This window comes from Micromonospora sp. WMMD1076 (assembly GCF_029581475.1).
In the GTDB taxonomy this organism is placed as follows: Bacteria; Actinomycetota; Actinomycetes; order Mycobacteriales; family Micromonosporaceae; genus Micromonospora; species Micromonospora aurantiaca.
On the sequence record NZ_CP120862.1, the window covers coordinates 2861599 to 2883158 of the forward strand.

Here is a 21560-nt window from a genome sequence, read left to right on the forward strand (position 1 = left end):
ATGAACATCTGCGTCGTCGCGCTCGGCAAGATCGGTCTGCCGCTGGCCGTGCAGTTCGCGTCCAAGGGGCACCGGGTGATCGGCGCCGACGTCTCCGAGCGGGTCGTCCAGCTGGTCAACGACGGTGCCGTGCCCTTCCCGGGTGAGGCCGACCTGGACGTCAAGCTCAAGGAGACGGTGGCCGCCGGCCTGCTGTCGGCCACCACCGACACCGCCGCCGCGGTCGCCGAGTCGGAGGCGGTCGTCGTGGTCGTGCCGCTGTTCGTGGACGCCGAGGGCGTGCCGGACTTCGGCTGGATGGACGACGCCACCCGGTCCATCGCCCGTGGGCTGAAGCCGGGCACGCTGGTCAGCTACGAGACCACGCTGCCGGTCGGCACCACCCGTGACCGGTGGGCGTCGATGCTCGCCGAGGGCTCCGGCCTGACCGCCGGCACCGACTTCCACCTGGTGTTCAGCCCCGAGCGGGTGCTCACCGGGCGGGTCTTCGCCGACCTGCGCCGCTACCCGAAGCTGGTCGGCGGCATCGACGAGGCGTCGGCCGCGCACGGCGTGCGGTTCTACGAGGCGGTGCTCGACTTCGACGAGCGCCCCGACCTGGACCGCCCGAACGGCGTGTGGGACCTCGGCTCGGCCGAGGCGTCCGAGCTGGCCAAGCTCGCCGAGACGACCTACCGGGACGTGAACATCGGCCTGGCGAACCAGTTCGCCCGCTTCGCCGACACCGTCGGCGTGGACGTCACCAAGGTCATCGAGGCGTGCAACACGCAGCCGTACAGCCACATCCACTCGCCGGGCATCGCGGTCGGCGGCCACTGCATCCCGATCTATCCGCGCATGTACCTGTGGAACGACCCGGCCGCCACCGTGGTCCGCTCGGCCCGCGAGGCCAACGCGGCCATGCCGGAGTACGCGGTCGACCTGCTCGCCGCCGCGTACGGCGACCTGACCGGCGTGGGCGTGCTGGTGCTGGGCGCCGCCTACCGGGGTGGCGTCAAGGAGACCGCGTTCTCCGGCGTCTTCCCGACCGTGGACGCGCTGCGCCGCCGGGGTGCGGTGCCGTACGTCTCGGACCCGATGTACACCAACGAGGAACTGGTCGCGCACGGCCTGCCCGGGTACGACGGTGAGCCGGTCGGCGCCGCCGTGATCCAGGCCGACCACGCCGAGTACCGTACCCTCGCCCCGGCCGACCTGCCGGGTGTGACGGTGCTGGTCGACGGCCGCCGGGTCACCGACCCGGCGCGCTGGACCGGCGTGCGCCGGGTGGTCATCGGGGGCTGACGCCACCGGCTCCACGGGGCCCCGGCCGTCTCGAACGGCCGGGGCCCGTCGCGTTCCGCCGCCGGAATGAACCGGGATCACGCCGTGCGGAGTTCACCTGCCGGACACCCCGGCAATACTTGTGTCATGTGATCCGTTTAGGGTCGCAGCCGTCGGAAATCGACTCGCACCGACATCGGTGGGGCAGAAAGGGAGCGTGTCGTTGTTCAGCAGAGTACGCAGCCAGCAGGGTCTCGCCGCGGTCGGCGCGACACTCCTCGGCTACGCGGTCATGGTCCTCGCCGGAGTCCTCGGCCTGGTGGTCCCGTACGCGGTGGCCGCGGTGGTCGCCGTCGCCGGTGAGCTGGCCCTGGCCGGGCGGCACACCGAGACCGCCACGCTGCTCGACAAGGCCGGTCTGGGCGAGACGTTCCGGCGGCTGGTGCGGGACCTGTCGGTGGTCCTGCTCGTGGTCGCCGCGGTGCGTCCCGGCGTGGCCGGCACCGTCGCCGTCCTGCTGCTGCCCGCCGCGCTGTGGACCGTGGCCGTCGCCACCAACGCGGTGACCAAGGTGATCGACGGCCGGGTCGACCCCCCGGCGTACACCCGCAACATCGACCTCGGCGCGCTGCGGCGGGTTCCGGTGCCGCCGGCCTGGGCACGGCGGCTGGCCGGGCTGCGCATGCCGCTGCTGAACGTGCTGCTGGTGCCCGCCGCAGTGGTGGCCGCCGCGCTCGATCGGGTCGCCCCGGTGGTGCTCACCGCCCTGGTCACACTCGCCGTCGGCCTGGTCACCGCCGCGGTGCTGGCGCTCACCGCGCTGCGCGGCCGGGGCAAGGCCCCGGGTGTGCTGCCCGCCGTGCACGACTGGATGGCCCGGGAACGGCCCGAGGTGGCGCTCTACTTCGCCGGCCCGGCCAAGGACGTCTACCAGGCCAACATGTGGCTCGCGCCGGTGGAGGCGACCGGCCGTCGCGCGGTCGTGCTGCTGCGCGCCGCGGACGCGTTCGAGCAGCTCGCCGACACCCGGCTGCCGGTGATCTGCGTGCCGGCCGGCGTCGACTTCATGAACCTGGACCTGGGCTCGCTGCGCGTGGCGCTGTACGCCGCGAACGTCGGCGCCAACATCCACCTGCTGCGGGAGCCGGGCGTGAAGCACGTCTTCGTCGGCCACGGCGACAGCGACAAGCAGGCGAGCGTCAACCCGTACAGCAAGGTGTACGACGAGGTCTGGGTGGCCGGGCCGGCCGGGCGGGAACGGTACGCCCGGGCCGACGTCGGCGTGCTGGACCGCGACATCGTGGAGGTCGGCCGCCCGCAGCTCGCCGGGGTGCACACGTTCGGCTCCGGCGCCGCCGACCACCGCTTCACCGTGTTGTACGCGCCGACCTGGGAGGGCTGGCTCGACGACGACCCGTACCACACGTCGCTCGTGCTGATGGGTGAACGGATCGTGTCCGGCCTGCTCGCAGCCGGGGACGTGCGGGTGATCTACAAGCCGCACCCGCTGACCGGAACGCGCTCGCCCAGGGCCCGCGCCGTGCACGAGCGGATCGTGTCCCGGCTCAAGGCCGCCGGCGGTGAGACCGATCCGTCCTCGCTGGACGGCACCGCGCACCTGGTGGTCACCGGCCGCACGCCGGGGCTGTTCGACTGCTTCAACGTCACCGACCTGCTGGTCAGCGACGTGTCCAGCGTGGTCTCCGACTTCGTGCAGAGCGAGCGCCCGTACGTGGTGGCGAATCCGGCCGGCCTGCCCGAGGACGAGTTCCGGCGGCAGTTCCCGACCGCTCGGGCGGCGTACCTGCTCTCGGCGGACTGCGGCGAGCTGACGAAGATTCTCGACGTGACCCGGGCCGGGGACGACCCGATGACCGGGGCGCGGCGGGAGCTGAAGGAGTACCTGCTCGGCCCGGCCGGGTCGAACCCGATGGACCGGTTCCGGGACGAGATCGGCCGGCTCTGCGGCTGAGGCTCACCGACGGAGCAGGGGCGACGACCGCGCCGGTCGTCGCCCCTGCACGTCTGGTCAGCCCTGGTGCGGCGGGTTGTCGACGTCGCGGGAGACGACCTCGCCCCTGGCGTCGACCCAGCCCTTCGGGCGGGCCGGGTTGCCGGCCACCAGCTGGTACGGCTCGACGTCGCGGGTCACCACCGAGCCGGCGGCGATCATCGCGTACTCGCCGACCTCGATGCCGCACACGAGCGTGGCGTTCGCGCCGATCGACGCGCCCCGGCGGACGAGCGTCGGGGTGATCGTCCAGTCCGGATTCTGGGCGCGCGGGCGGAAGTCGTTGGTGAACACCGCGCACGGGCCCACGAACACCTCGTCCTCGATGGTCACGCCCTGGTAGACCGAGACGTTGTTCTGGATCTTCACCAGGTCGCCGACCGTGACGCCCGCGTCGACGTAGACGTTGCGGCCGATCACGCAGCCGGCGCCGACCTGGGCGCTGGACCGGATGTGCGCCAGGTGCCAGACCTTGGTGCCGTCGCCGACCTGGGCGCCGGACTCCACGTCGGCCGTCGGGTGGACGAAGACGGAGGCGGACCGGTCGTTGCTGTCAGTCATCTCTACTCGCATCATGCCAGGGCGCGTCGCGCCGTCGGGCGGGCTCGACGCAGCATAACGAGCGCTCACGCGAGCAGTTCGGCCACCGCGTCGGCGGCGGGGCGATCGGCCGGCAGCGGGTGCGCGGCGACCACCGCGTCCACCGGCAGTGCGCCGTACAGGTGCGGGAACAGCGCGCCGCCACGGGACACCTCCCAGCGCAGCGCGTCGCCGAGCCGGGTCTCGTCCACGGCGAGCACCGTCAGGCCGGTGACCCCGGCGAAGAAGCGCCGGGCGGTCTCCACCACCTGGTCGACGGCGGAGAGGTGGACGTAGCCGTCCTGCCGGTCCATCGCGGTGCCGGCGAACCGCCCGTCCGCCCGCGCCTGCGCCCACTCGTCGTCGGAGAGAATCTTGTAGATCACGGCAGCAGCCTAGAGCGGCCTCGCGCCCGCGCGGCGCGTCTGCCACCATTCGCAGGGCAACACGTCGAGCGGAGGGAGGCACGGGTGCGGATCCTCCTGGTCGAGGACGACCTCCGGGTCGCCGCGGCGTTGTCGTCAGCGCTGACCCGGCGCGGCTACCAGGTGGAACACGCCGCGACAGTGGCCGCCGCGCTCTCCGCCGCCCCCTGCGACCTGGTGCTGCTCGACCTCGGCCTGCCCGACGGCGACGGCACCGACCTGTGCCGCGAGCTGCGCCGGCGCAGCAGCCGGCTCGGCATCATCGCGGTGACCGCGCGCGGTGAGGAACGCGACCGGGTGCTGGGGCTGCGGCTGGGCGCCGACGACTACGTGGTCAAGCCGTTCTCGATGGTGGAGTTGCAGGCGCGGATCGAGGCGGTGCTGCGCCGGGCCGCGCACACCGCGCCGCAGCGCAACCTGATCGAGGCCGGCGCGGTCCGCATCGACGTGGGTGGCCGGACTGTGAACGTGGCCGGCCGCGACGTGACGCTCACCCGCAAGGAGTTCGACATCCTGCTGTCCCTGGCCCGTCAGCCGGGGGTGGCGGTGCCGCGCGAGCGGATCCTGCTCGACGTGTGGGGCACCACCTGGGCCGACCGGCACACGGTGGAGGTGCACGTCGGGTCGCTGCGCGGCAAGCTCGGCGACCCGACGCTCGTGGAGACCGTGCGCGGGGTCGGCTACCGGCTCCGCGACGCGTGAGGAGGGGCCCGTGCGCCGCCGGCTGGTGATCAGCTACCTGCTGCTGATGGTGCTGGTCCTGCTCGCCCTGGAGACCCCGCTGGCGGCCACGCTCGCGACCCGGGAGACCGACCGGGTGCGCGCCGACCGCCTCGCCGACGCCACCCGCTTCGCCTCGCTGGCCGGGCCGGCGTTGCGCGGTGGCAGTCCCGGCCCGCTGGACGGGGAACTGGCCGCCTACGACGCGCTCTACGGCATCGGCGCGGCGGTGGTGGACCGGGACCGCCGTACCGTGGTGGCCTCGTCCGGGTGGGAGCCGGGCCCGGGCACCGGCCCGGCGCTCGACACCGCGCTGTCCGGGCAGCAGTTCAGCGGCCCGGAGCCGGTGTGGCCGTGGGTCAGCGGGCCGGTGGTGACGGCCGTGCCGATCAACGACGGCGGCGAGGTGCTCGGCGCCGTGGTCACAACCAGCCCGGCGGACGGGGTCCGCCGCGCCGTCGCCGTGTGGTGGCTGCTGCTCGCGGGCATCGGCCTGCTGGCGGTGCTGGCCTGTGTCTCGACCGCGTTCGGGCTGGCCGGCTGGGTGCTGCGCCCGGTCACCGCGCTGGACGCGGTGACCCACGAGATCGCCGAGGGCCGCCGCGGCGCGCGGGTCCGCGCCGGACTCGGTCCGCCGGAGCTGCGCCGGCTGGCGACCAGCTTCAACGACATGGCCGACGCCGTCTCCGACGTGATGGACCGGCAACGCGCCTTCGTCGCGCACGCCAGCCACCAGCTCCGCAATCCGCTCACCGCGCTGCGGTTGCGGGTGGAGGAACTGGGCTCCAGCCTCACCGACCCGGACGGACGTGCCGAGCACCGGCTGGCGCTGGAGGAGACCGACCGGCTCGCCACGGTGCTCGACGCGCTGCTCACCCTGGCCCGCGCCGAGCGGGAGGAGAACGAGCGGGTGACAGTGGACGCCACCGCCACCGCCGCGTCCCGGGTGTCGGCCTGGCTGCCGCTGGCCCGGCATCGCGAGGTCACGCTCCGCCTCGACGCCGGGGCCGCGCCGGTGTACGCCCGGACCGTGCCGACCGCCATCGACCAGGCGCTGGACGCCCTGATCGACAACGCGGTGAAGTTCAGCGGCAGCGGGGGAGAGGTGACGGTGACCGTACGCGCCGCCGACGGCGGGACGGCGCTGACCGTCGGCGACACCGGCCCGGGCATGACCACCAGTCAGCTCGACCAGGCGACCGAGCGGTTCTGGCGGGCGCCGGACGCACAGAACGTGGACGGCGCGGGCCTCGGCCTGACCATCGCGGCGGTGCTCGTGGACGCCTCCGACGGCCGGCTCACCATGCGTCAGGGCGAGCCCCGGGGCCTGGTCGCCGAGCTGTGGTTCCCGGCGCCCGCCGACGTGCCGGTCCGGTGCTGACCCGCGTCAGGGCTTCGCGGCGCGATACCACTGCGCCGCGCCCGGATGCAGCGGCAGCGGGGTGGTGACGATCGCCGACCGGGGACTCATCCGTCCCGCCGCCGGGTGCGCGGCGGCCAGTTCCTCCCGGCGGTCCATCAGCAGCCGGGTCACCTCCCGCACCAGGGCGGCGGGCAGGTCGGCGCGGACGACCAGGTAGTTCGGGTTCGCCACCGTGCTGACCGGGTCGGCCCGGTACACCGAGCGCGGCACGTCCCGGGTCACGTAGACCTGCCCGTACGCCCGGCGCAGCGGCTCGGTCCAGTCGCCCAGGTCCACGATCCGCAGCGAGGTCCGCTCGGCCAGGTCGGCGACGCCGCGCACGGGTAGCCCGCCGGAGAAGAAGAACGCGTCGATCCGCCCCTCGCGCAGCGCCGCCACCGAGTCGTCCAGCCCCAGGTGTTCCTGGCCTACCCGGTCGCCGCCGAGCTGGGCCACCGCCAGCAGGCGGGTGGCGGTGATCTCCGTGCCGGAGCCGTCGGCGCCCACCGACACCCGCCGGCCGCGCAGGTCGCCGAGCGTGCGGATCGGCCCGCCGGCGCGGGTGACCAGGTGCAGCAGGTCGTCGTAGACCCGGGCCACCGCGAGCACCGCCGGATGCTCGGGCTCGCGCGGCGGCAGCACGTCGGCCTGGGTGAAGCCCAGCTCGGCCTCCCCGGCGCCGACCAGCCGGACGTTCTGCGCCGAGGCGGCGGTGACCACCACCTCGGCCCGTACGCCGGGCAGCTCCCGGTTGAGCAGCGCGGCGAGCGACTGGCCGAAGGCGTGGTAGACGGCGGTCGGGCTGCCGGTGGCGATGCGGATGCGGGTCGCCTCGGACGGCTCGTCCCGGCAGCCGGCCAGCCCGGCGACGAGCAGGAGCACCAGCACGGGGGCGGCGGCGCGCACAGGCCAGTGTCGGCTCACGGGCTGCACTCTGCGCCGTGCACCCGCCGCGGCGCAAGCCCACGCACCGCCGCGCGGGCTCGGGTCGGGCCGGTCAGCTCGCCGCGGACAGCTCCGCGCTCTCGGTGATCCGCTCCCGGTACTCGCCGTTGGGCACCACCACGAGGAAACAGCCCGAGCCGGGCCGCAGCGCCGCCGGCACGTCCAGCAGCGCCGCGCCGCGTACCAGCACCGCCGCCAGGTCCCGGTCGGAGAGCCGGATGCCGAGGCAGTGCCGGCGTACGTGCCGGCCGCCTGCGAGCAGCGCCGCCCGCCAGGCCGCCGCCGCCAGCCGGGGCCGCCAGAGCCGCCGCGGCGCCGATGCGCCCGGGAACGGCCCGCCGAGCAGCTCCCGGCGGCCCTGCCGCCAGCCCGCGGTCAGCAGATTCGCGTACGCCGTCCGGTGCTGCGGCGGCACGGACAGCCGGTGCAGCTCGTAGCGGCGGCGCAGCCCACCGGTGGTCAGCTCGTGTTCCACCGGCACGTCGAGGCGTCCCAGCAACTGCCGCATCCGCTGCGCCGCGTCCTCGCGGTTGAACTCGGCGATCCCGCCCCGGTGCGGTCCGGAGTCGAGACGGCGGACGTCGGTGGCCGGCGGCGGCGTGCAGCGCACCATGCAGGCGATCTCGAAGGCGTCGGTCAGGGTCAGCCAGTCCAGCGGCGGCGACGGGCGCGGGCGGTCGAGCAGCGTGGTGGGCATCGGCGCGGCTCCTCGGTCAGAGTCGGGGTGCCTCTACCGTCGCTGCCGAGCGCCGGGCCGGGAACGGATGCGCCCCAGCCTTGAGCAAAATTTGCGGGAAGCCCGCGGCTCAGAGTTCGGTGACCACCAGGTCGACCTGCCGGGGCCGCCCGGCCGCCCGGGGCGCCTCCTCGACCGTGTATTTCAGCTCCCGCAGCGCCCCCACCAGGGCGTCGGCGGTGCGCGGCCGGGCGTCGGCGAGCAGCAGATCCCGCACCAGCCGGCCCTTCGTGGCCTTGTTGAAGTGGCTCACCACCGACCGGGCCGGCGTGCCGTCCACGATCCGTTCGTGCAGCACCCGCACCGTCACCGTGCGTTCGGCGAGCGCGCCGCGCGGCGTCCAGGTGGCCGCGTACGCGCCGGAACGCAGGTCCAGCACCGGGCCGCGCCCGGCGGCGGGTTCCAGCACCGGGCCGAGCGCCGCCCGCCAGTACGCCGACAGCGCCCCGAGCCCCGGCAGCCGCGCCCCGATCGGGCAGCGGTACGGCGGGATCCGGTCGGCGAGGCGTACCGCGCCCCACAGGCCGGAGCTGATCAGCACCTGGCGGCGGGCCGCCCGCTGCGCCTCGGGGGGCAGCGTGTCCAGGCCGAGCGCCTCGTAGAGCACCCCGGTGTAGAGGCGTCCGGCCGGTGCGGTAGCCGCCTCCCGCAGCCGGGCGTTGCGCCGCAGCTCGCCGAGCTGCCCCTCGGTGAGGCCCAGCGCGGTCCGGGCCGCCGTCTCGTCCGGCCCGGCGCACAGGTCGGCGAGCGCGGTCAGGACCGCCTCCCGGGCCGGGTTCAGCTCGGTCAGGGACAGCCGGGACAGGTCCAGCCGGCGGCCGGTGCCGGCCTCGGCCTTCCCCTCCGACGGGGGCAGCAGGATGAGCACCGGCACAGCGTACGGGCCGGGGTCAGCGCCACGGCCGCACGGCACGGTCGGGGTGGTACACGCGACTGCCGCCCACCTCGGCCACCACCGCCGCGTCGGCACGGTCGCCCAGCAGCCGCCGCAGTGTGCGCTCGGCCGGGGAGCCGACCGTCACCACGTACCCGGGCCGTGGCGCGCGCCCCACCCGCTGCCAGTACGCCGGATAGCGGTTCTGCCCCGGCGTCAGCGCGCTGTCGAGCACACCGCAGGCAACGGTCTCCCCGGTGTTGAAGATCAGCCGGTTGCAGGTCCAGTAGTCCCCGTACACCTCGTGCAGACCGGCCTCCCGCACCGTGTCGGCGAGGCGGCGGGCCGTGCGCTCCTCGTCCCGTACGCCCGGCACACCGGTCAGGAACGCCACGGTCCCGGCGACCGTGGCGGCGGTCAGCCCGGCCAGCACCACCGCCGCCGCGGTGCCGCCGAGCCGGGCCGCCCACCCGGTGGTGGCCCGCAGCGCGTGCGCGGCGGCCAGCCAGAGCGGCCACAGCACGGCCGGCAGCGAGATCTGGAGCACCGACAGGTAGCGGGCGTTGCCGAGCGGGTCGGTCGCGGCGAGCGGGCTGCGCACGTACGCCAGAAGTGTCAGCGCCGCGCCCACGACCAGGGCGAGGATCGCCACGGCGCGGACCCGCGCGGCGTGGTCGGCGGCCCGGCGGTACGCGCGCAGCCCGAGCGCGGCGGCGGCCACCAGCAGCACCGGGTAGAGCACGCCGAACCACTGCGCCCAGCGCGCGCAGCCGTCCATCGGGCACAGGCCGGACGCCAGCGGCACCCCCTCCAGCAGTCCGCCGCGCAGGCGTTCGGCCAGTGACGGCGCGACGCCCTCCTTGGTGCTGATCTCGCGCAGCACCGACAGCGAGTCCTGCCCTGGTGGCGCGACGAGGTTGTCCTTGACCACCGGGGCGATCCCGGCCAGGAAGCCCGTCACCAGCAGCACGCCCGGCCAGCCGATCAGATCGCGGGGCACCGCCGCCGCGAGCACCACGGCCGCCACCAGCAGGTACGGCGCGATCAGCCAGTCCGACCAGAGCGCCAGCCCGGCGAGCAGCCCGAACGCGCCGGTGGCCAGCCAGCGGTGCCGGATCCGCCGGCCGCCGAGGGCCACCGCGATCAGCAGCATCGCCAGCACCGCCGGCTTCGCCTCCGGGCGGCCGCCGACCACAGTTAGCTGGTCGCGGACCACCCGCTCCGAGCCGAGCGCCAGCAGGCCCACCACGGCGACCGCCAGCCAGGGGGAGAACAGGCCGCGGGTCAGCCGGTACGCCAGCCACAGGAAGACCGCGAAGAGCGCGAGCAGCGGCAGCCGCAGCACCGGCCAGCTCGGCCCGGCCCAGCCGACGAGCGGCGCGGCCAGATACGACTCCAGCACGCCCATGTAGCGCTGGCCGTAGAGGAAGACCGGCCGCTCACCACCGGCGGCGATGTGCAGTGCGGCCAAGCCGAACGTGGCCTCGTCGCTGTTCGACGCGGGCACCGTGAGCAGCGTCAGCACCAGCCGGTAGCCGACCCCCGCGGCGCCGAGCAGCAGCGCCACCAGCGCCGGCGCGTCCGGACGCGGTCGTACCGGGTTCCGCTTCGTCGTCGACACGACCAACGCCCCCGTCGTCGTCCCGACCGCAGTCTGTCACGGCGGCGCCCGGCGCCGGGGCGGATCGGCGTGGATCACTCGCGTGGCCCGGCCGGGCCGGTTGTGGCACTGTTGCCGTGTGCCGCCCACACCACCGGACCAGCTGGCCGTACCGCAACTGCACCGCGCCGCGCGCTTCGAGGACGCCGTGCACGGCCTGGTGGAGCGCCGGTTGCGGCGCACCGGGTGGCAGCCCAACATCATCGCGTACGCGGGCTACGGCGCCCCGGGCTGGGCGCGCGTGCTCTGCCGGGTGCTGCTCGGGCGTCCGGACACGCGGCGGCGGGGCCGGCTGGACAAGGTGCGGGGCTGGCGCAGCTTCGCCACGCTGCCCGCCAAGCACATCACGGTGACCATCGAGGCCGACGGCGTGCGCCAGGAGGTGACCGCCGACCGCAGCGGCTTCGTCGACACCGTGATCGAGGCCGGCTTCGCTCCCGGCTGGGGGTGCGTACGCCTCAGCGTCGCCGGCGCCGAACCCGTGGAGGCGCTGGTACGCATCCTCGACCCGGCGGTCCGCTTCGGCATCCTCTCCGACATCGACGACACCGTCATGGTGACCGCGCTGCCCCGGCCGCTGCTGGCCGCGTGGAACACGTTCGTGCTGGACGAGCACGCCCGCACCGCCGTGCCGGGCATGGCGGTGCTGTACGAGCGGCTGGCCACCGCCCACCCGGGCGCCCCGGTCTTCTACCTCTCCACCGGCGCCTGGAACGTCGCGCCGACGCTCACCCGGTTCCTGTCCCGGCACCTCTACCCGGCCGGGCCGCTGCTGCTCACCGACTGGGGGCCGACCGCCGACAGGTGGTTCCGCAGCGGCCGGGAACACAAGCGGGCCACGCTGGCCCGGCTGTCCCGCGAGTTCCCCGAGGTGCGGTGGCTGCTGATCGGCGACGACGGGCAGCACGACCCGGAGATCTACCGGGAGTTCGCCGCCGCGCACCCGGACAACGTGGCAGGGGTGGCGATCCGGCGGCTGTCCCCGACCCAGTCGGTGCTGGCCGGTAGCCTCCCGGCGCCGGCCGGCCGGTCCTCGTCGGGCCCGATAGGCCAGAAGTGGCTGAGCGCCCCCGACGGCGCCGGCCTCTGGAAGCTCCTCCGAGAAGCCGACCTGGTCTGACCTCCCCCGGACCTCCCCGTCCCCCGGCCTCTCGGCCTCTCCGGCTGGGGGTCAGCCGGGGGTCAGCGGGGGGTGAGCCAGAGGACGCCCAGCGGGGGGATGCGCAGGGACGCCGACGCGGGCAGGCCGTGCCAGGGGATGTTCTCGGCGTGCACCTCGCCCAGGTTGCCCACGCCCGACCCGCCGTAGTGGTGCGCGTCGGTGTTCAGCGCCTCGGCCCACGTACCGGCCGCGGGCAGGCCGATCCGGTAGTCCTCCAGCGGCAGCGCGGAGAAGTTCGCCACGCACACCAGCGTCTGCCCGTCCGGGGCGATCCGGATGAACGACACCGTGTTGTTGGCGACGTCGTCCCCGGCGATCCAGCGGAAGCCGGCCGGGTCGGTGTCCTGCGCCCAGAGCGCCGGGCTCTCCCGGTAGACCCGGTTCAGGTCGGCGACCAGCCGCTGCACGCCCGCGCGGGCCGGATCGTGCGTCAGGTACCAGTCGAGGCCGCGTTCCTCGCTCCACTCCCTGTCGTCGGCCAGCTCGCAGCCCATGAAGAGCAACTGTTTGCCCGGGTGCGCCCACATGTACGCCAGCAGCGCCCGCACCGTGGCCAGCCGCTGCCAGGTGTCGCCGGGCATCTTGCCCGTGAGGGAGCCCTTGCCGTGCACCACCTCGTCGTGGCTGATCGGCAGCACGTAGTTCTCGCTCCACGCGTACGCCAGCGAGAACGTGAGCTGATGGTGGTGGTGCTGCCGGTAGATCGGGTCCTTCGAGGTGTAGAGCAGGGTGTCGTGCATCCAGCCCATGTTCCACTTGAACCCGAACCCGAGGCCGCCCTCCGACGTCGGCCTGGTGACGCCGGGCCAGGCGGTGGACTCCTCGGCGATCATGAGCACGCCCGGGTGGTGCCGGTAGACGGTGGCGTTCACCTCCTGGAGGAACGCGATGGCCTCCAGGTTCTCCCGGCCGCCGTGCACGTTCGGCGCCCACTGCCCGTCGGACCGGGAGTAGTCCAGGTAGAGCATCGAGGCGACCGCGTCCACCCGCAGCCCGTCGACGTGGAACTCGTCCAGCCAGTACAGCGCGTTCGCGACCAGGAAGTTGCGCACCTCGTTGCGGCCGAAGTCGAAGACGTACGTGCCCCAGTCGGGGTGCTCGCCGCGACGCGGGTCGGGGTGCTCGTACAGCGGGGTGCCGTCGAAACGCGCGAGCGCCCACTCGTCCTTCGGGAAGTGCGCCGGCACCCAGTCCAGGAGCACGCCGATACCGGCGGCGTGCAGCCGGTCCACCAGGTGACGGAAGTCGTCCGGGTCGCCGAACCGGGCGGTCGGCGCGTAGTAGCCGGTGACCTGGTAGCCCCACGAGCCGCCGAACGGGTGCTCCATCACCGGCAGGAACTCCACGTGGGTGAAGCCCATCTCCAGCACGTACGCGGTGAGCTGCTCGGCCAGCTCCCGGTAGCCGAGGCCGGGCCGCCAGGAGCCCAGGTGCACCTCGTACACGCTCATCGGCTCCTGGTGCGGCGCCTGCCGGGACCGGCGCGCGAGCCAGTCCGCGTCGCCCCACTCGTACCGTGACTCGTGCACCACCGACGCGGTGGCCGGCGGCACCTCGGTGCGCGCGGCCATCGGGTCGGCCTTGTCCCGCCACCGGCCGTCGGCGCCGAGGACGCGGTACTTGTAGCGGCTGCCCACCGGCATGCCCGGCACGAAGATCTCCCACACGCCGCTGGACCCGAGCGACCGCATCGGCCACCCGTCGTCCGGCGCCCAGCCGGTGACGTCGCCGACGAGCCGCACGGCGCGGGCATTGGGCGCCCAGACGGTGAACGCGACGCCCTCGTCGGACACGCGGGCGCCGAGCGCCGCCCAGAGCCGCTCGTGCCGGCCCTCGCCGATCAGGTGCAGGTCGAGGTCGCCGAGCGTGGGCGGATGACGGTACGGGTCGTCGTGCGTCGTGCCGTCCACCTCGACCCGGTAGTCGAGCACCTCGCCGGGGAGGATCGCCTCGAAGACACCGGCGTCGTGCACCCGCTTCATCGGGTGCCGTTCGCCGTCGGCGAGCACCGCCACCTCGCCCGCGCCCCGGCGCAGCGTGCGGATCGTGGTGCTCCCGTCGGCCGGGTGCGCGCCGAGCACGGCGTGCGGGTCGTGTACCTCGCCGGTGATCAGCTGGTCCATCGGGCGTCGTCCTTGTCGGGCGGTGCGGTCGGGGCGGTGCCGCCGGAGAGGTCGGCGGGTACGTCTTCGACTGTGAGGTCGGGCGCCGCCGGGTGCTCCGGTTCGGCGACGGCCTCCGGTGCGGCCGGGCGGCGCACCGTGAGCACGTGCGCGGGTTGCAGGTACGGGTCGAGGCGTACCGCGTTGCGCTGCCCCCAGTCGTACTCGGCGCCGGTCAGCTCGTCGCGCACGGTGAACCGTTCGTGCCAGTCCAGGCCGAGCGCCGGCATGTCGAGCGTGGTGTTGCCCCACTGCACCTCGCGGGAGTCGAACGAGCAGACCACGATCACCGTGTTGCCGGTCTCCGGGTCGTGCTTCGACCAGCACAGCAGCGCCGGGTTGTCGATGTCGTGGAACCGCAGGTTGCGCAGCCGGTGCAGGGCTGGGTTGTCCCGGCGTACCCGGTTCAGCGTGGTGACGAACGGCGCCAGCGACCGGCCCTGCGCCAGCGCGGCGTCCCAGTCCCGGGGCCGCAACTCGTACTTCTCGTTGTCCAGGTACTCCTCGGCGCCCGGCCGCGCCACGTGCTCGAACAGCTCGAACCCCGCGTACATGCCCCAGGAGGGGGACAGCAGCGCCGCCAGCACCGCCCGGATCTTGAACATCGGCGGGCCGCCGTGCTGCAACGACGAGTGCAGGATGTCCGGCGTGTTGGGCCAGAAGTTCGGCCGCATCCAGTCGACCGAGGCGACCAGTTCCTCGCAGTACTCGCGCATCTCGGCCGCCGTCGTGCGCCAGGTGAAATAGGTGTACGACTGGGTGAAGCCGATCTTGCCGAGCCCGTGCATGATCGCCGGCCGGGTGAACGCCTCGGCCAGGAACAGCACGTCCGGGTCGACCTTCTTGACCTCGCCGATCAGCCAGTGCCAGAAGTCGAACGGCTTGGTGTGCGGGTTGTCGACCCGGAAGATCCGGATGCCCTCGCCGACCCAGTGCAGCACCACCCGCAGCACCTCGGCCCGGATGCCCTCCGGGTCGTTGTCGAAGTTCAGCGGATAGATGTCCTGGTACTTCTTCGGCGGGTTCTCCGCGTACGCGATGCTGCCGTCGGCCCGGGTGGTGAACCACTCCGGGTGCTCGGTGACCCACGGGTGATCCGGCGCGCACTGCAACGCCAGGTCCATCGCCACCTCCAGCCCCTGCTCGGCGGCGGCGGCGACGAAGTCACGGAAGTCCTCCGGCGTACCCAGATCGGGGTGGATGGCGTCGTGGCCGCCCTCGGCCGCGCCGATCGCCCACGGCGAGCCCACGTCGTCCGGCCCGGCGGTGAGCGCGTTGTTGCGGCCCTTGCGGTTGACCCGGCCGATCGGGTGGATCGGCGGCAGGTAGAGCACGTCGAAACCCATCGCCGCGACACCGGGCAGCCGTTCCGTCGCGGTGGCGAACGTGCCGGAACGCGCGGGCGCGTCGACAGTCGCCGGGATCGCGCCCTCGGAGCGGGGGAAGAACTCGTACCAGGCGGAGAAGAGCGCCCGCGGCCGGTCCACCCACAGCGTGCGCTCCTCGCCGGTGGTGACCAGCTCGCGCACCGGATGCTCCCAGAGCAGGTCGGCCAGGTCCAGCGCCGCGCTCACCCGCCGCGGCAGGTCCAGGCCGTCGTCGGCCAGGGTCCGCACGGCTTCGTGTACGCGAGCACGGTCGGCCCTCGGCACCAGGTCGAGCGCGGCGGTGAGCACCCGTACGCCCTCGGCCAGGTCGTTCGCCAGTTCGGCCGCGCCCTGGCCGGCGGCGAGCTTCTTGGTGACGGCGTTCTGCCAGGTGAGGTACGGGTCCTGGAACGCCTCCACGGCGAAGCGCCACAGGCCCACCGTGTCCGGGCGGATGGTGGCGTGCCAGCGGTCCTGCCCGGGTTCACCCGGGCGCATCCGGGTGAACGGGCGGGCCGCGCCGTCCGGGCCGAGCCAGACCACGTTGCACCCGAGCGCGTCGTGGCCCTCGCGGTAGGCGCGCGCCGACACCGGCACGACCTCGTCGACCACCGCCTTGGCCGGGTAGCGACCGCAGGAGACGACGGGGGAGACGTCTTCGATCGGGAACCGTCCAGTCACCCGCTCAACCTACTGCGCGAGATCCTCTCGCGCTCGGCTGCGACCCGGATGCACCCTCTCCGCGCGGCTGGTCCGCCCGGGAGTGCGTGCCCAGTCGTCGTCGGTGCGGAAGACCTGCGCCACGTTGCCGGTCATCACGGCCGGGTCGGCGCGCAGCGGCGGCAGCGTCGTGGCGTCGCCGTGGATCCAGCGGACGCGGCCTTCCCGGTCCCTCCGACCGGGCGACGGCGAGGGACGCCCCGGCCGGGTCGACGCCCACGACGGTACGGCCCGCCGCCCGCGAGCGGGCGACGTCTGCGGCGTGCCTCGGGCGGGCTGTTAAGAAGGGGCCCTTCCTCTACCGGAGGCGTTAAGAAGGTGCCCTTCCTTACACGCCGACCGAGCGGTACACCTCGATCGTCTGCCGGGCGATCGCGTCCCAGGAGAAGTGCTCCACCGCTCGCCGCCGCCCCGCCGCGCCGAACGCCGCGATCCGCTCCGGGTCGGCCAGCAGCTCGTTCATGCGTGCGGCCAGGTCGGCCACGAAACGCTCCGGGTCCAGCGGGGTGCCCGAGCCGTCACCGGCCTGCTCGATCGGCACCAGCAGCCCGGTCTCGCCGTCGGCGACCACCTCCGGGATGCCACCGGTGGCGGTCGCCACCACGGCGGTCTCGCAGGCCATCGCCTCCAGGTTGACGATGCCCATCGGCTCGTAGACGGACGGGCAGGCGAACACGGTGGCGTGGGTGAGCACCTGGATCACCTCGTGCTTGGGCAGCATCGCCGCCACCCAGATCACCCCGGACCGGGTGGCCCGCAGCTCCGCCACGAGACCCTCCACCTCGGCGGCGATCTCCGGGGTGTCCGGCGCGCCGGCGAGCAGCACGAGCTGGGTGTCGGCGGGGAGTTCCCGGGCCGCCCGCAGCAGGTACGGCAGGCCCTTCTGCCGGGTGATCCGCCCGACGTAGACCACGCTGGGTCGCGCCGGGTCGATGCCGAGCCGGTCGAGCACGTCGGTGCCCGGGTCCGGGGCGTACTGCGCGGTGTCGATGCCGTTGTAGACCACGCGTACCCGGTCGGGGTTCACCGCCGGGTACGCGGTGAGCACGTCGCGGCGCATGCCCGCGCTCACCGCGATGATCGCGTCGGCCGCCTCGAACGCGGTCCGCTCGCACCAGGAGGAGAGCGCGTACCCGCCGCCGAGCTGCTCGGCCTTCCACGGGCGCAGCGGCTCCAGGCTGTGCGCGGTCACCACGTGCGGTACGCCGTGCAGCAGCTTCGCTGTGTGCCCGGCCAGGTTGGCGTACCAGGTGTGGCTGTGCACCACGTCGGTGCCGGCCGTGCCGGCGGCCATCTCCAGGTCGACGCCCATGACCCGCAGCGCGGCGTTCGCGGCGGCGAGCGGGGCCGGCTCGGTGTACGCGGTGACGCCCTGCTCGTCGCGGGGCGCGCCGAAGCAGTGCACCCGCACGTCGGCGAGCCGGCGCAGTTCGCGGGCGAGGTATTCCACGTGCACCCCGGCGCCGCCGTACACCTCCGGCGGGTACTCGCGGGTGAGCAGGTCGACGCGCATCGGTGCCATGCCCGCACCCTAGTGCAGAGCGCCACCTCGCACCCGGTGCGCAAGTGTGGGCGTCCGAGTGGTGAAGTCGGTTCCGGGTCGTTAGCGTCTGAGCATGGCTGCCAAGGTGCTCGCGATCGTCCTGGCCGGCGGGGAGGGCAAGCGCCTGATGCCCCTGACCACCGACCGGGCGAAGCCCGCCGTCCCCTTCGGCGGGATGTACCGCATGGTCGACTTCGTCCTGTCCAACCTGGCGAACGCCGGCTTCCTCAAGATCGTCGTGTTGACCCAGTACAAGTCCCACTCGCTGGACCGCCACATCACCAAGACCTGGCGGATGTCGACGCTGCTCGGCAACTACGTCACGCCGGTGCCCGCGCAGCAGCGCCGCGGCCCGTGGTGGTTCGCCGGCTCGGCCGACGCGATCTACCAGAGCTTCAACCTGATCAACGACGAGCAGCCCGACCACGTGATCGTCTTCGGCGCCGACCACATCTACCGGATGGATCCCCGGCAGATGGTCGAGGACCACATCGCCTCCGGCGCCGGGGTGACGGTGGCGGGCATCCGGCAGCCGCTGTCGACGGCCGACCAGTTCGGCGTGATCGAGGTCGGCGAGGACGGCAAGCGCATCCGCGCGTTCCGGGAGAAGCCCACCGACGCGGTCGGGCTGCCCGACGCGCCGGACGAGATCTACGCCTCGATGGGCAACTACGTGTTCAGCACCCGGGCGCTGTGCGAGGCGGTCGAGCGCGACGCGGCGGACAAGACGAGCAAGCACGACATGGGCGGCAGCATCATCCCGATGCTCGTCGAGCGCGGCGAGGCCAACGTCTACGACTTCAAGGACAACGAGGTGCCCGGCAGCACCGACCGCGACCGCGGCTACTGGCGGGACGTGGGGACGCTCGACTCGTTCTACGACGCCCACATGGACCTGATCAACGTGCATCCGGTGTTCAACCTCTACAACTTCGAGTGGCCCATCTACACCGAGCAGCCGCCGTACCCGCCGGCCAAGTTCGTGCACGCCTGGGGCGAGCGCGTGGGCCGCGCGGTCAGCTCGATGGTCTCGCCCGGCTCGGTGATCTCCGGCTCGCTGGTGGAGAACTCGATCGTGGCGCCGAAGGTGAAGGTCCACTCGTGGGCGCACGTCGACGGCGCCGTGCTGATGGAGGGTGTCCAGATCGGCCGCCACGCGGTCGTCCGGCGCGCGATCCTGGACAAGAACGTCCACGTCCCGGAGGGCGCCGAGATCGGCGTCGACCTGGAGAAGGACCGCCAGCGCTACACCGTGTCCGACAACGGCATCGTCGTCATCGGCAAGGGCCAGCGCGTCGAGCCCTGAGCAGTCCGCACCGCATCACCGAGGAGGATCCCGCAGTGGCCCACCCCCGTGCCGGCCAGCCCGCCCAGCCCGCCGACCTGGTCGACGTGCCCCGGCTGGTCACCGCCTACTACGCCGAGCACCCGGACCCGGACGACCCGGCGCAGCAGGTCTCCTTCGGCACCTCCGGGCACCGCGGATCCAGCCTGCGCAACGCCTTCAACTCCGACCACATCCTCGCCGTCACCCAGGCGCTCTGCGACTACCGGCGCGAGCAGGGCCTTTCCGGGCCGCTGTTCCTCGGCCGGGACACCCACGCGCTCTCCGCCCCGGCCGAGGCCGACGCGCTGGAGGTGCTCGCCGCCAACGACGTGACGGTGCTGCGCGACAGCCGCGACGGCTACACCCCGACGCCCGCCGTCTCGCACGCCATCCTCACCCACAACCGGGGGCGCACCAGCGGCCTCGCCGACGGCATCGTCATCACGCCGTCGCACAACCCGCCGTCCGACGGCGGGTTCAAGTACAACCCCACCCACGGCGGGCCCGCCGACACCGACGCCACCAGGTGGATCCAGGACCGCGCGAACGCCATCCTCGCCGCCGGGCTCAAGGAGGTGAGACGCATCCCGTACGCGCGGGCGCGCGCCGTCGCCACCACCGGGGAGTACGACTTCCTCGCCCGGTACGTCGACGACCTGCCCGCCGCGCTGGACATCGACGCGATCCGCGACGCCGGGGTGCGCATCGGCGCCGACCCGATGGGCGGGGCGAGCGTGGCGTACTGGGGCGAGATCGCCGAACGGCACCGCCTCGACCTCACCGTGATCAACCCGCTGGTGGACCCGACCTGGCGGTTCATGACGCTCGACGGCGACGGCAAGATCCGGATGGACTGCTCGTCGCCGAACGCGATGGCCTCGCTGATCGCCGCCCGGGACGACTACGCGGTCTCCACCGGCAACGACGCCGACGCCGACCGGCACGGCATCGTCACGCCCGACGGCGGCCTGATGAACCCCAACCACTACCTGGCCGTGGCGATCGGCCACCTGTTCCGTACCCGGGAGCAGTGGGGCCCGGCCGCGGCGGTGGGCAAGACGCTCGTCTCCTCCTCGATGATCGACCGCGTCGCGGCCGACCTCGGCCGCCCGCTGCTGGAGGTGCCGGTCGGGTTCAAGTGGTTCGTGCCTGGCCTGCTCGACGGGACCGTCGGCTTCGGCGGCGAGGAGAGCGCCGGCGCGTCGTTCCTGCGCCGCGACGGCGGCACCTGGACCACCGACAAGGACGGCATCCTGCTCTGCCTGCTCGCCGCCGAGATCATCGCCACCACCGGCAGTACGCCCAGCGAGCACTGGGCCGAACTGGCCGACCGCTTCGGCGCACCGGCGTACGCCCGGATCGACGCCCCGGCCGACCGGGCGCAGAAGGCCGTCCTGGCGAAGCTGTCGCCGGACCAGGTGACCGCCACCGAACTGGCCGGTGAGCCGATCACCGCGATCCTCACCACCGCACCCGGCAACGGCGCCGCGATCGGCGGCCTCAAGGTGACCACCGGGTCGGGCTGGTTCGCCGCCCGCCCGTCCGGCACCGAGGACGTCTACAAGATCTACGCCGAGTCGTTCCAGGGCCCGGAGCACCTGGCCCGGATCCAGGAGGAGGCCAAGGCGCTGGTCGACGGCGCGCTCGCCACCGGCTGACCCGGCTCAGCGGGGCGGGGGCAGCTCCCGGCGGTTGAGCTGCTCCCGCAACCCGTCCGGCAACAGCTCGCGCAACTGGTCCGGCAGCAACGGCAGGTCCAGCAGGCTCAGCTTGAGCTGGTTGCGCTCCTGGTAGCGGCGCGGGTCGAGGCGGACCACCCGGCCGGCGTCCTTGACGTACCGGATGTGCACCGAACCCTCGGTCGCCGCCTGCCGGATCAGCAGGCCGTCCATCTCCACCGCCACCGGCGCCGAGTCCGCCCGCAGCTCCAGGTGCACCGTCTCGTGCGCGGAGAGCAGCACCGAGCGGGCGATCCCGGCCATCGGCGCCGACGGCGTCACCACCATCGCCTCGGTGGCCGGTGAGATCAGCGGCCCGCCGGCGGCGTAGCTGTACGCGGTCGAGCCGGTCGGCGTGCTCACCACCAGCGCGTCGCACCGGTAGTAGCCGTACCGCTGGCCGTCCACCGCCAGGGTGGCCGTGACGAACCCGGCGCCGGGCTGCCGGACCAGGGCGATGTCGTTGAACGCCACCACGTCGTCGCCGCAGACGTCGCAGGCCAGGCAGGCGTGCGACTCGACGGTGAAGTCGTGCTCCACCAGCCGCTCCAGCGCCCGGGGCAGGTCCGGCGGCTCCACCTCGACCAGGAAGCCGACCCGGCCCAGGTGTACGCCGAGCACCGGCTTCGGGTCGCGGACGGCCAGGCGCAGCGCGCCGAGCATGGTGCCGTCGCCGCCGATGCTGATCAGCGCGGCGCAGTGGTCGGCCAGTTCGTCCGCCGCGATCGCCTCCACCGCTGCCGGTACGCGGGCGCGGTCCTCGGCGCGTACCGCGAGGGTGATCCGGTGCCGGGCGGCCCAGTCCGCGACGATCCCGACCACCTCGGAGACGTCCCGGGTGGGGTGCAGCACCAGACCCAGCACGTCGCCCGCCACCGCTACAGCTCATCACACCGGGGACGCACGGCAGCGGTTACCGGAGGCGGACCACGCCCGGACCCGGCAG

At 73.7% G+C, this 21560-nt stretch carries 17 protein-coding genes; 7 read left to right on the forward strand and 10 right to left on the reverse strand.

The genetic code is table 11. The features are described from left to right. Nucleotides 1–1284, forward strand: coding sequence for a nucleotide sugar dehydrogenase (locus O7622_RS13845; protein ID WP_282313721.1), 1284 nt, complete (start codon nt 1–3; stop codon nt 1282–1284). Nucleotides 1285–1486: 202 nt separating this feature from the next. Beyond that, nucleotides 1487–3235, forward strand: coding sequence for a CDP-glycerol glycerophosphotransferase family protein (locus O7622_RS13850; RefSeq protein WP_282313722.1), 1749 nt, complete (start codon nt 1487–1489; stop codon nt 3233–3235). Between the two features lie 57 nt (nt 3236–3292). Here O7622_RS13850 and O7622_RS13855 read toward each other — a convergent pair whose 3' ends face one another. After that, complete coding sequence (locus O7622_RS13855) at nt 3293–3835, reverse strand: acyltransferase (RefSeq protein ID WP_282313723.1); 543 nt, start codon at nt 3833–3835, stop codon at nt 3293–3295. 65 nt (nt 3836–3900) lie between these two features. Further along, a complete protein-coding gene (locus O7622_RS13860) occupies nt 3901–4239 on the reverse strand; it encodes a DUF952 domain-containing protein (protein ID WP_282313724.1) in 339 nt (112 codons plus the stop codon). A gap of 84 nt (nt 4240–4323) precedes the next feature. Between O7622_RS13860 and O7622_RS13865 the strand changes: the two genes are divergently transcribed. Then, nucleotides 4324–4980, forward strand: coding sequence for a response regulator transcription factor (locus O7622_RS13865; protein WP_282313725.1), 657 nt, complete (start codon nt 4324–4326; stop codon nt 4978–4980). Nucleotides 4981–4990: 10 nt separating this feature from the next. After that, nucleotides 4991–6379: a HAMP domain-containing sensor histidine kinase gene (locus tag O7622_RS13870; RefSeq protein ID WP_282313726.1), complete on the forward strand. Its 1389-nt coding sequence runs from the start codon at nt 4991–4993 to the stop codon at nt 6377–6379. A 6-nt stretch (nt 6380–6385) separates the two neighbouring features. Here O7622_RS13870 and O7622_RS13875 read toward each other — a convergent pair whose 3' ends face one another. The 4 genes from O7622_RS13875 to O7622_RS13890 form a co-directional block, all read right to left on the reverse strand. Then, complete coding sequence (locus O7622_RS13875; protein ID WP_282313727.1) at nt 6386–7324, reverse strand: TAXI family TRAP transporter solute-binding subunit; 939 nt, start codon at nt 7322–7324, stop codon at nt 6386–6388. A gap of 73 nt (nt 7325–7397) precedes the next feature. Next, complete coding sequence (locus O7622_RS13880; protein ID WP_282313728.1) at nt 7398–8042, reverse strand: hypothetical protein; 645 nt, start codon at nt 8040–8042, stop codon at nt 7398–7400. A gap of 109 nt (nt 8043–8151) precedes the next feature. Next, nucleotides 8152–8955, reverse strand: coding sequence for a peroxide stress protein YaaA (gene yaaA / locus O7622_RS13885; RefSeq protein ID WP_282313729.1), 804 nt, complete (start codon nt 8953–8955; stop codon nt 8152–8154). Nucleotides 8956–8971: 16 nt separating this feature from the next. Beyond that, the gene (locus O7622_RS13890) at nt 8972–10576 is read right to left on the reverse strand and encodes a hypothetical protein (RefSeq protein WP_282313730.1); all 1605 of its coding nucleotides are present in this window, start codon (nt 10574–10576) and stop codon (nt 8972–8974) included. A gap of 118 nt (nt 10577–10694) precedes the next feature. Between O7622_RS13890 and O7622_RS13895 the strand changes: the two genes are divergently transcribed. Then, on the forward strand, nt 10695–11735 hold the full coding sequence (locus tag O7622_RS13895) for a phosphatase domain-containing protein (protein ID WP_282313731.1): 1041 nt from the start codon (nt 10695–10697) through the stop codon (nt 11733–11735). Nucleotides 11736–11797: 62 nt separating this feature from the next. Here the strand turns inward: O7622_RS13895 and glgB are convergent, their stop codons facing one another. From glgB to glgA, 3 genes are all read right to left on the reverse strand, one after another. Beyond that, nucleotides 11798–13900, reverse strand: a complete 2103-nt coding sequence (gene glgB, locus O7622_RS13900) for a 1,4-alpha-glucan branching protein GlgB (protein ID WP_282313732.1) — start codon at nt 13898–13900, stop codon at nt 11798–11800. After that, the gene (locus O7622_RS13905; RefSeq protein WP_282313733.1) at nt 13888–15987 is read right to left on the reverse strand and encodes an alpha-1,4-glucan--maltose-1-phosphate maltosyltransferase; all 2100 of its coding nucleotides are present in this window, start codon (nt 15985–15987) and stop codon (nt 13888–13890) included. Before O7622_RS13905 ends, glgB begins: the two co-directional genes overlap by 13 nt. A 367-nt stretch (nt 15988–16354) precedes the next feature. Further along, nucleotides 16355–17548: a glycogen synthase gene (gene glgA, locus O7622_RS13910; RefSeq protein ID WP_282313734.1), complete on the reverse strand. Its 1194-nt coding sequence runs from the start codon at nt 17546–17548 to the stop codon at nt 16355–16357. A 94-nt stretch (nt 17549–17642) separates the two neighbouring features. On the opposite strand from glgA, the gene glgC reads away from it, so the two are divergent. Together glgC and pgm are read left to right on the forward strand one after the other, a co-directional pair. After that, entirely contained in the window at nt 17643–18875 is a 1233-nt protein-coding gene (glgC, locus tag O7622_RS13915; protein WP_282313735.1) for a glucose-1-phosphate adenylyltransferase, read from the forward strand. Nucleotides 18876–18910: 35 nt separating this feature from the next. Continuing rightward, the gene (gene pgm, locus O7622_RS13920; RefSeq protein ID WP_282313736.1) at nt 18911–20554 is read left to right on the forward strand and encodes a phosphoglucomutase (alpha-D-glucose-1,6-bisphosphate-dependent); all 1644 of its coding nucleotides are present in this window, start codon (nt 18911–18913) and stop codon (nt 20552–20554) included. A 6-nt stretch (nt 20555–20560) separates the two neighbouring features. On the opposite strand, the gene O7622_RS13925 is transcribed toward pgm, so the two are convergent. Continuing rightward, nucleotides 20561–21490: an NAD(+)/NADH kinase gene (locus O7622_RS13925; protein ID WP_282313737.1), complete on the reverse strand. Its 930-nt coding sequence runs from the start codon at nt 21488–21490 to the stop codon at nt 20561–20563. Nucleotides 21491–21560: the final 70 nt, after the last annotated feature.

Coding starts and splice junctions, on each gene's coding strand:
- O7622_RS13845 (WP_282313721.1), top strand. CDS start 1: ATGAACATCTGCGTCGTCGCGCTCGGCAAGATCGGTCTGCCGCTGGCC.
- O7622_RS13855 (WP_282313723.1), bottom strand. CDS start 3,835: ATGACTGACAGCAACGACCGGTCCGCCTCCGTCTTCGTCCACCCGACG.
- O7622_RS13880 (WP_282313728.1), bottom strand. CDS start 8,042: ATGCCCACCACGCTGCTCGACCGCCCGCGCCCGTCGCCGCCGCTGGAC.
- glgB (WP_282313732.1), bottom strand. CDS start 13,900: ATGGACCAGCTGATCACCGGCGAGGTACACGACCCGCACGCCGTGCTC.
- glgA (WP_282313734.1), bottom strand. CDS start 17,548: ATGGCACCGATGCGCGTCGACCTGCTCACCCGCGAGTACCCGCCGGAG.
- glgC (WP_282313735.1), top strand. CDS start 17,643: ATGGCTGCCAAGGTGCTCGCGATCGTCCTGGCCGGCGGGGAGGGCAAG.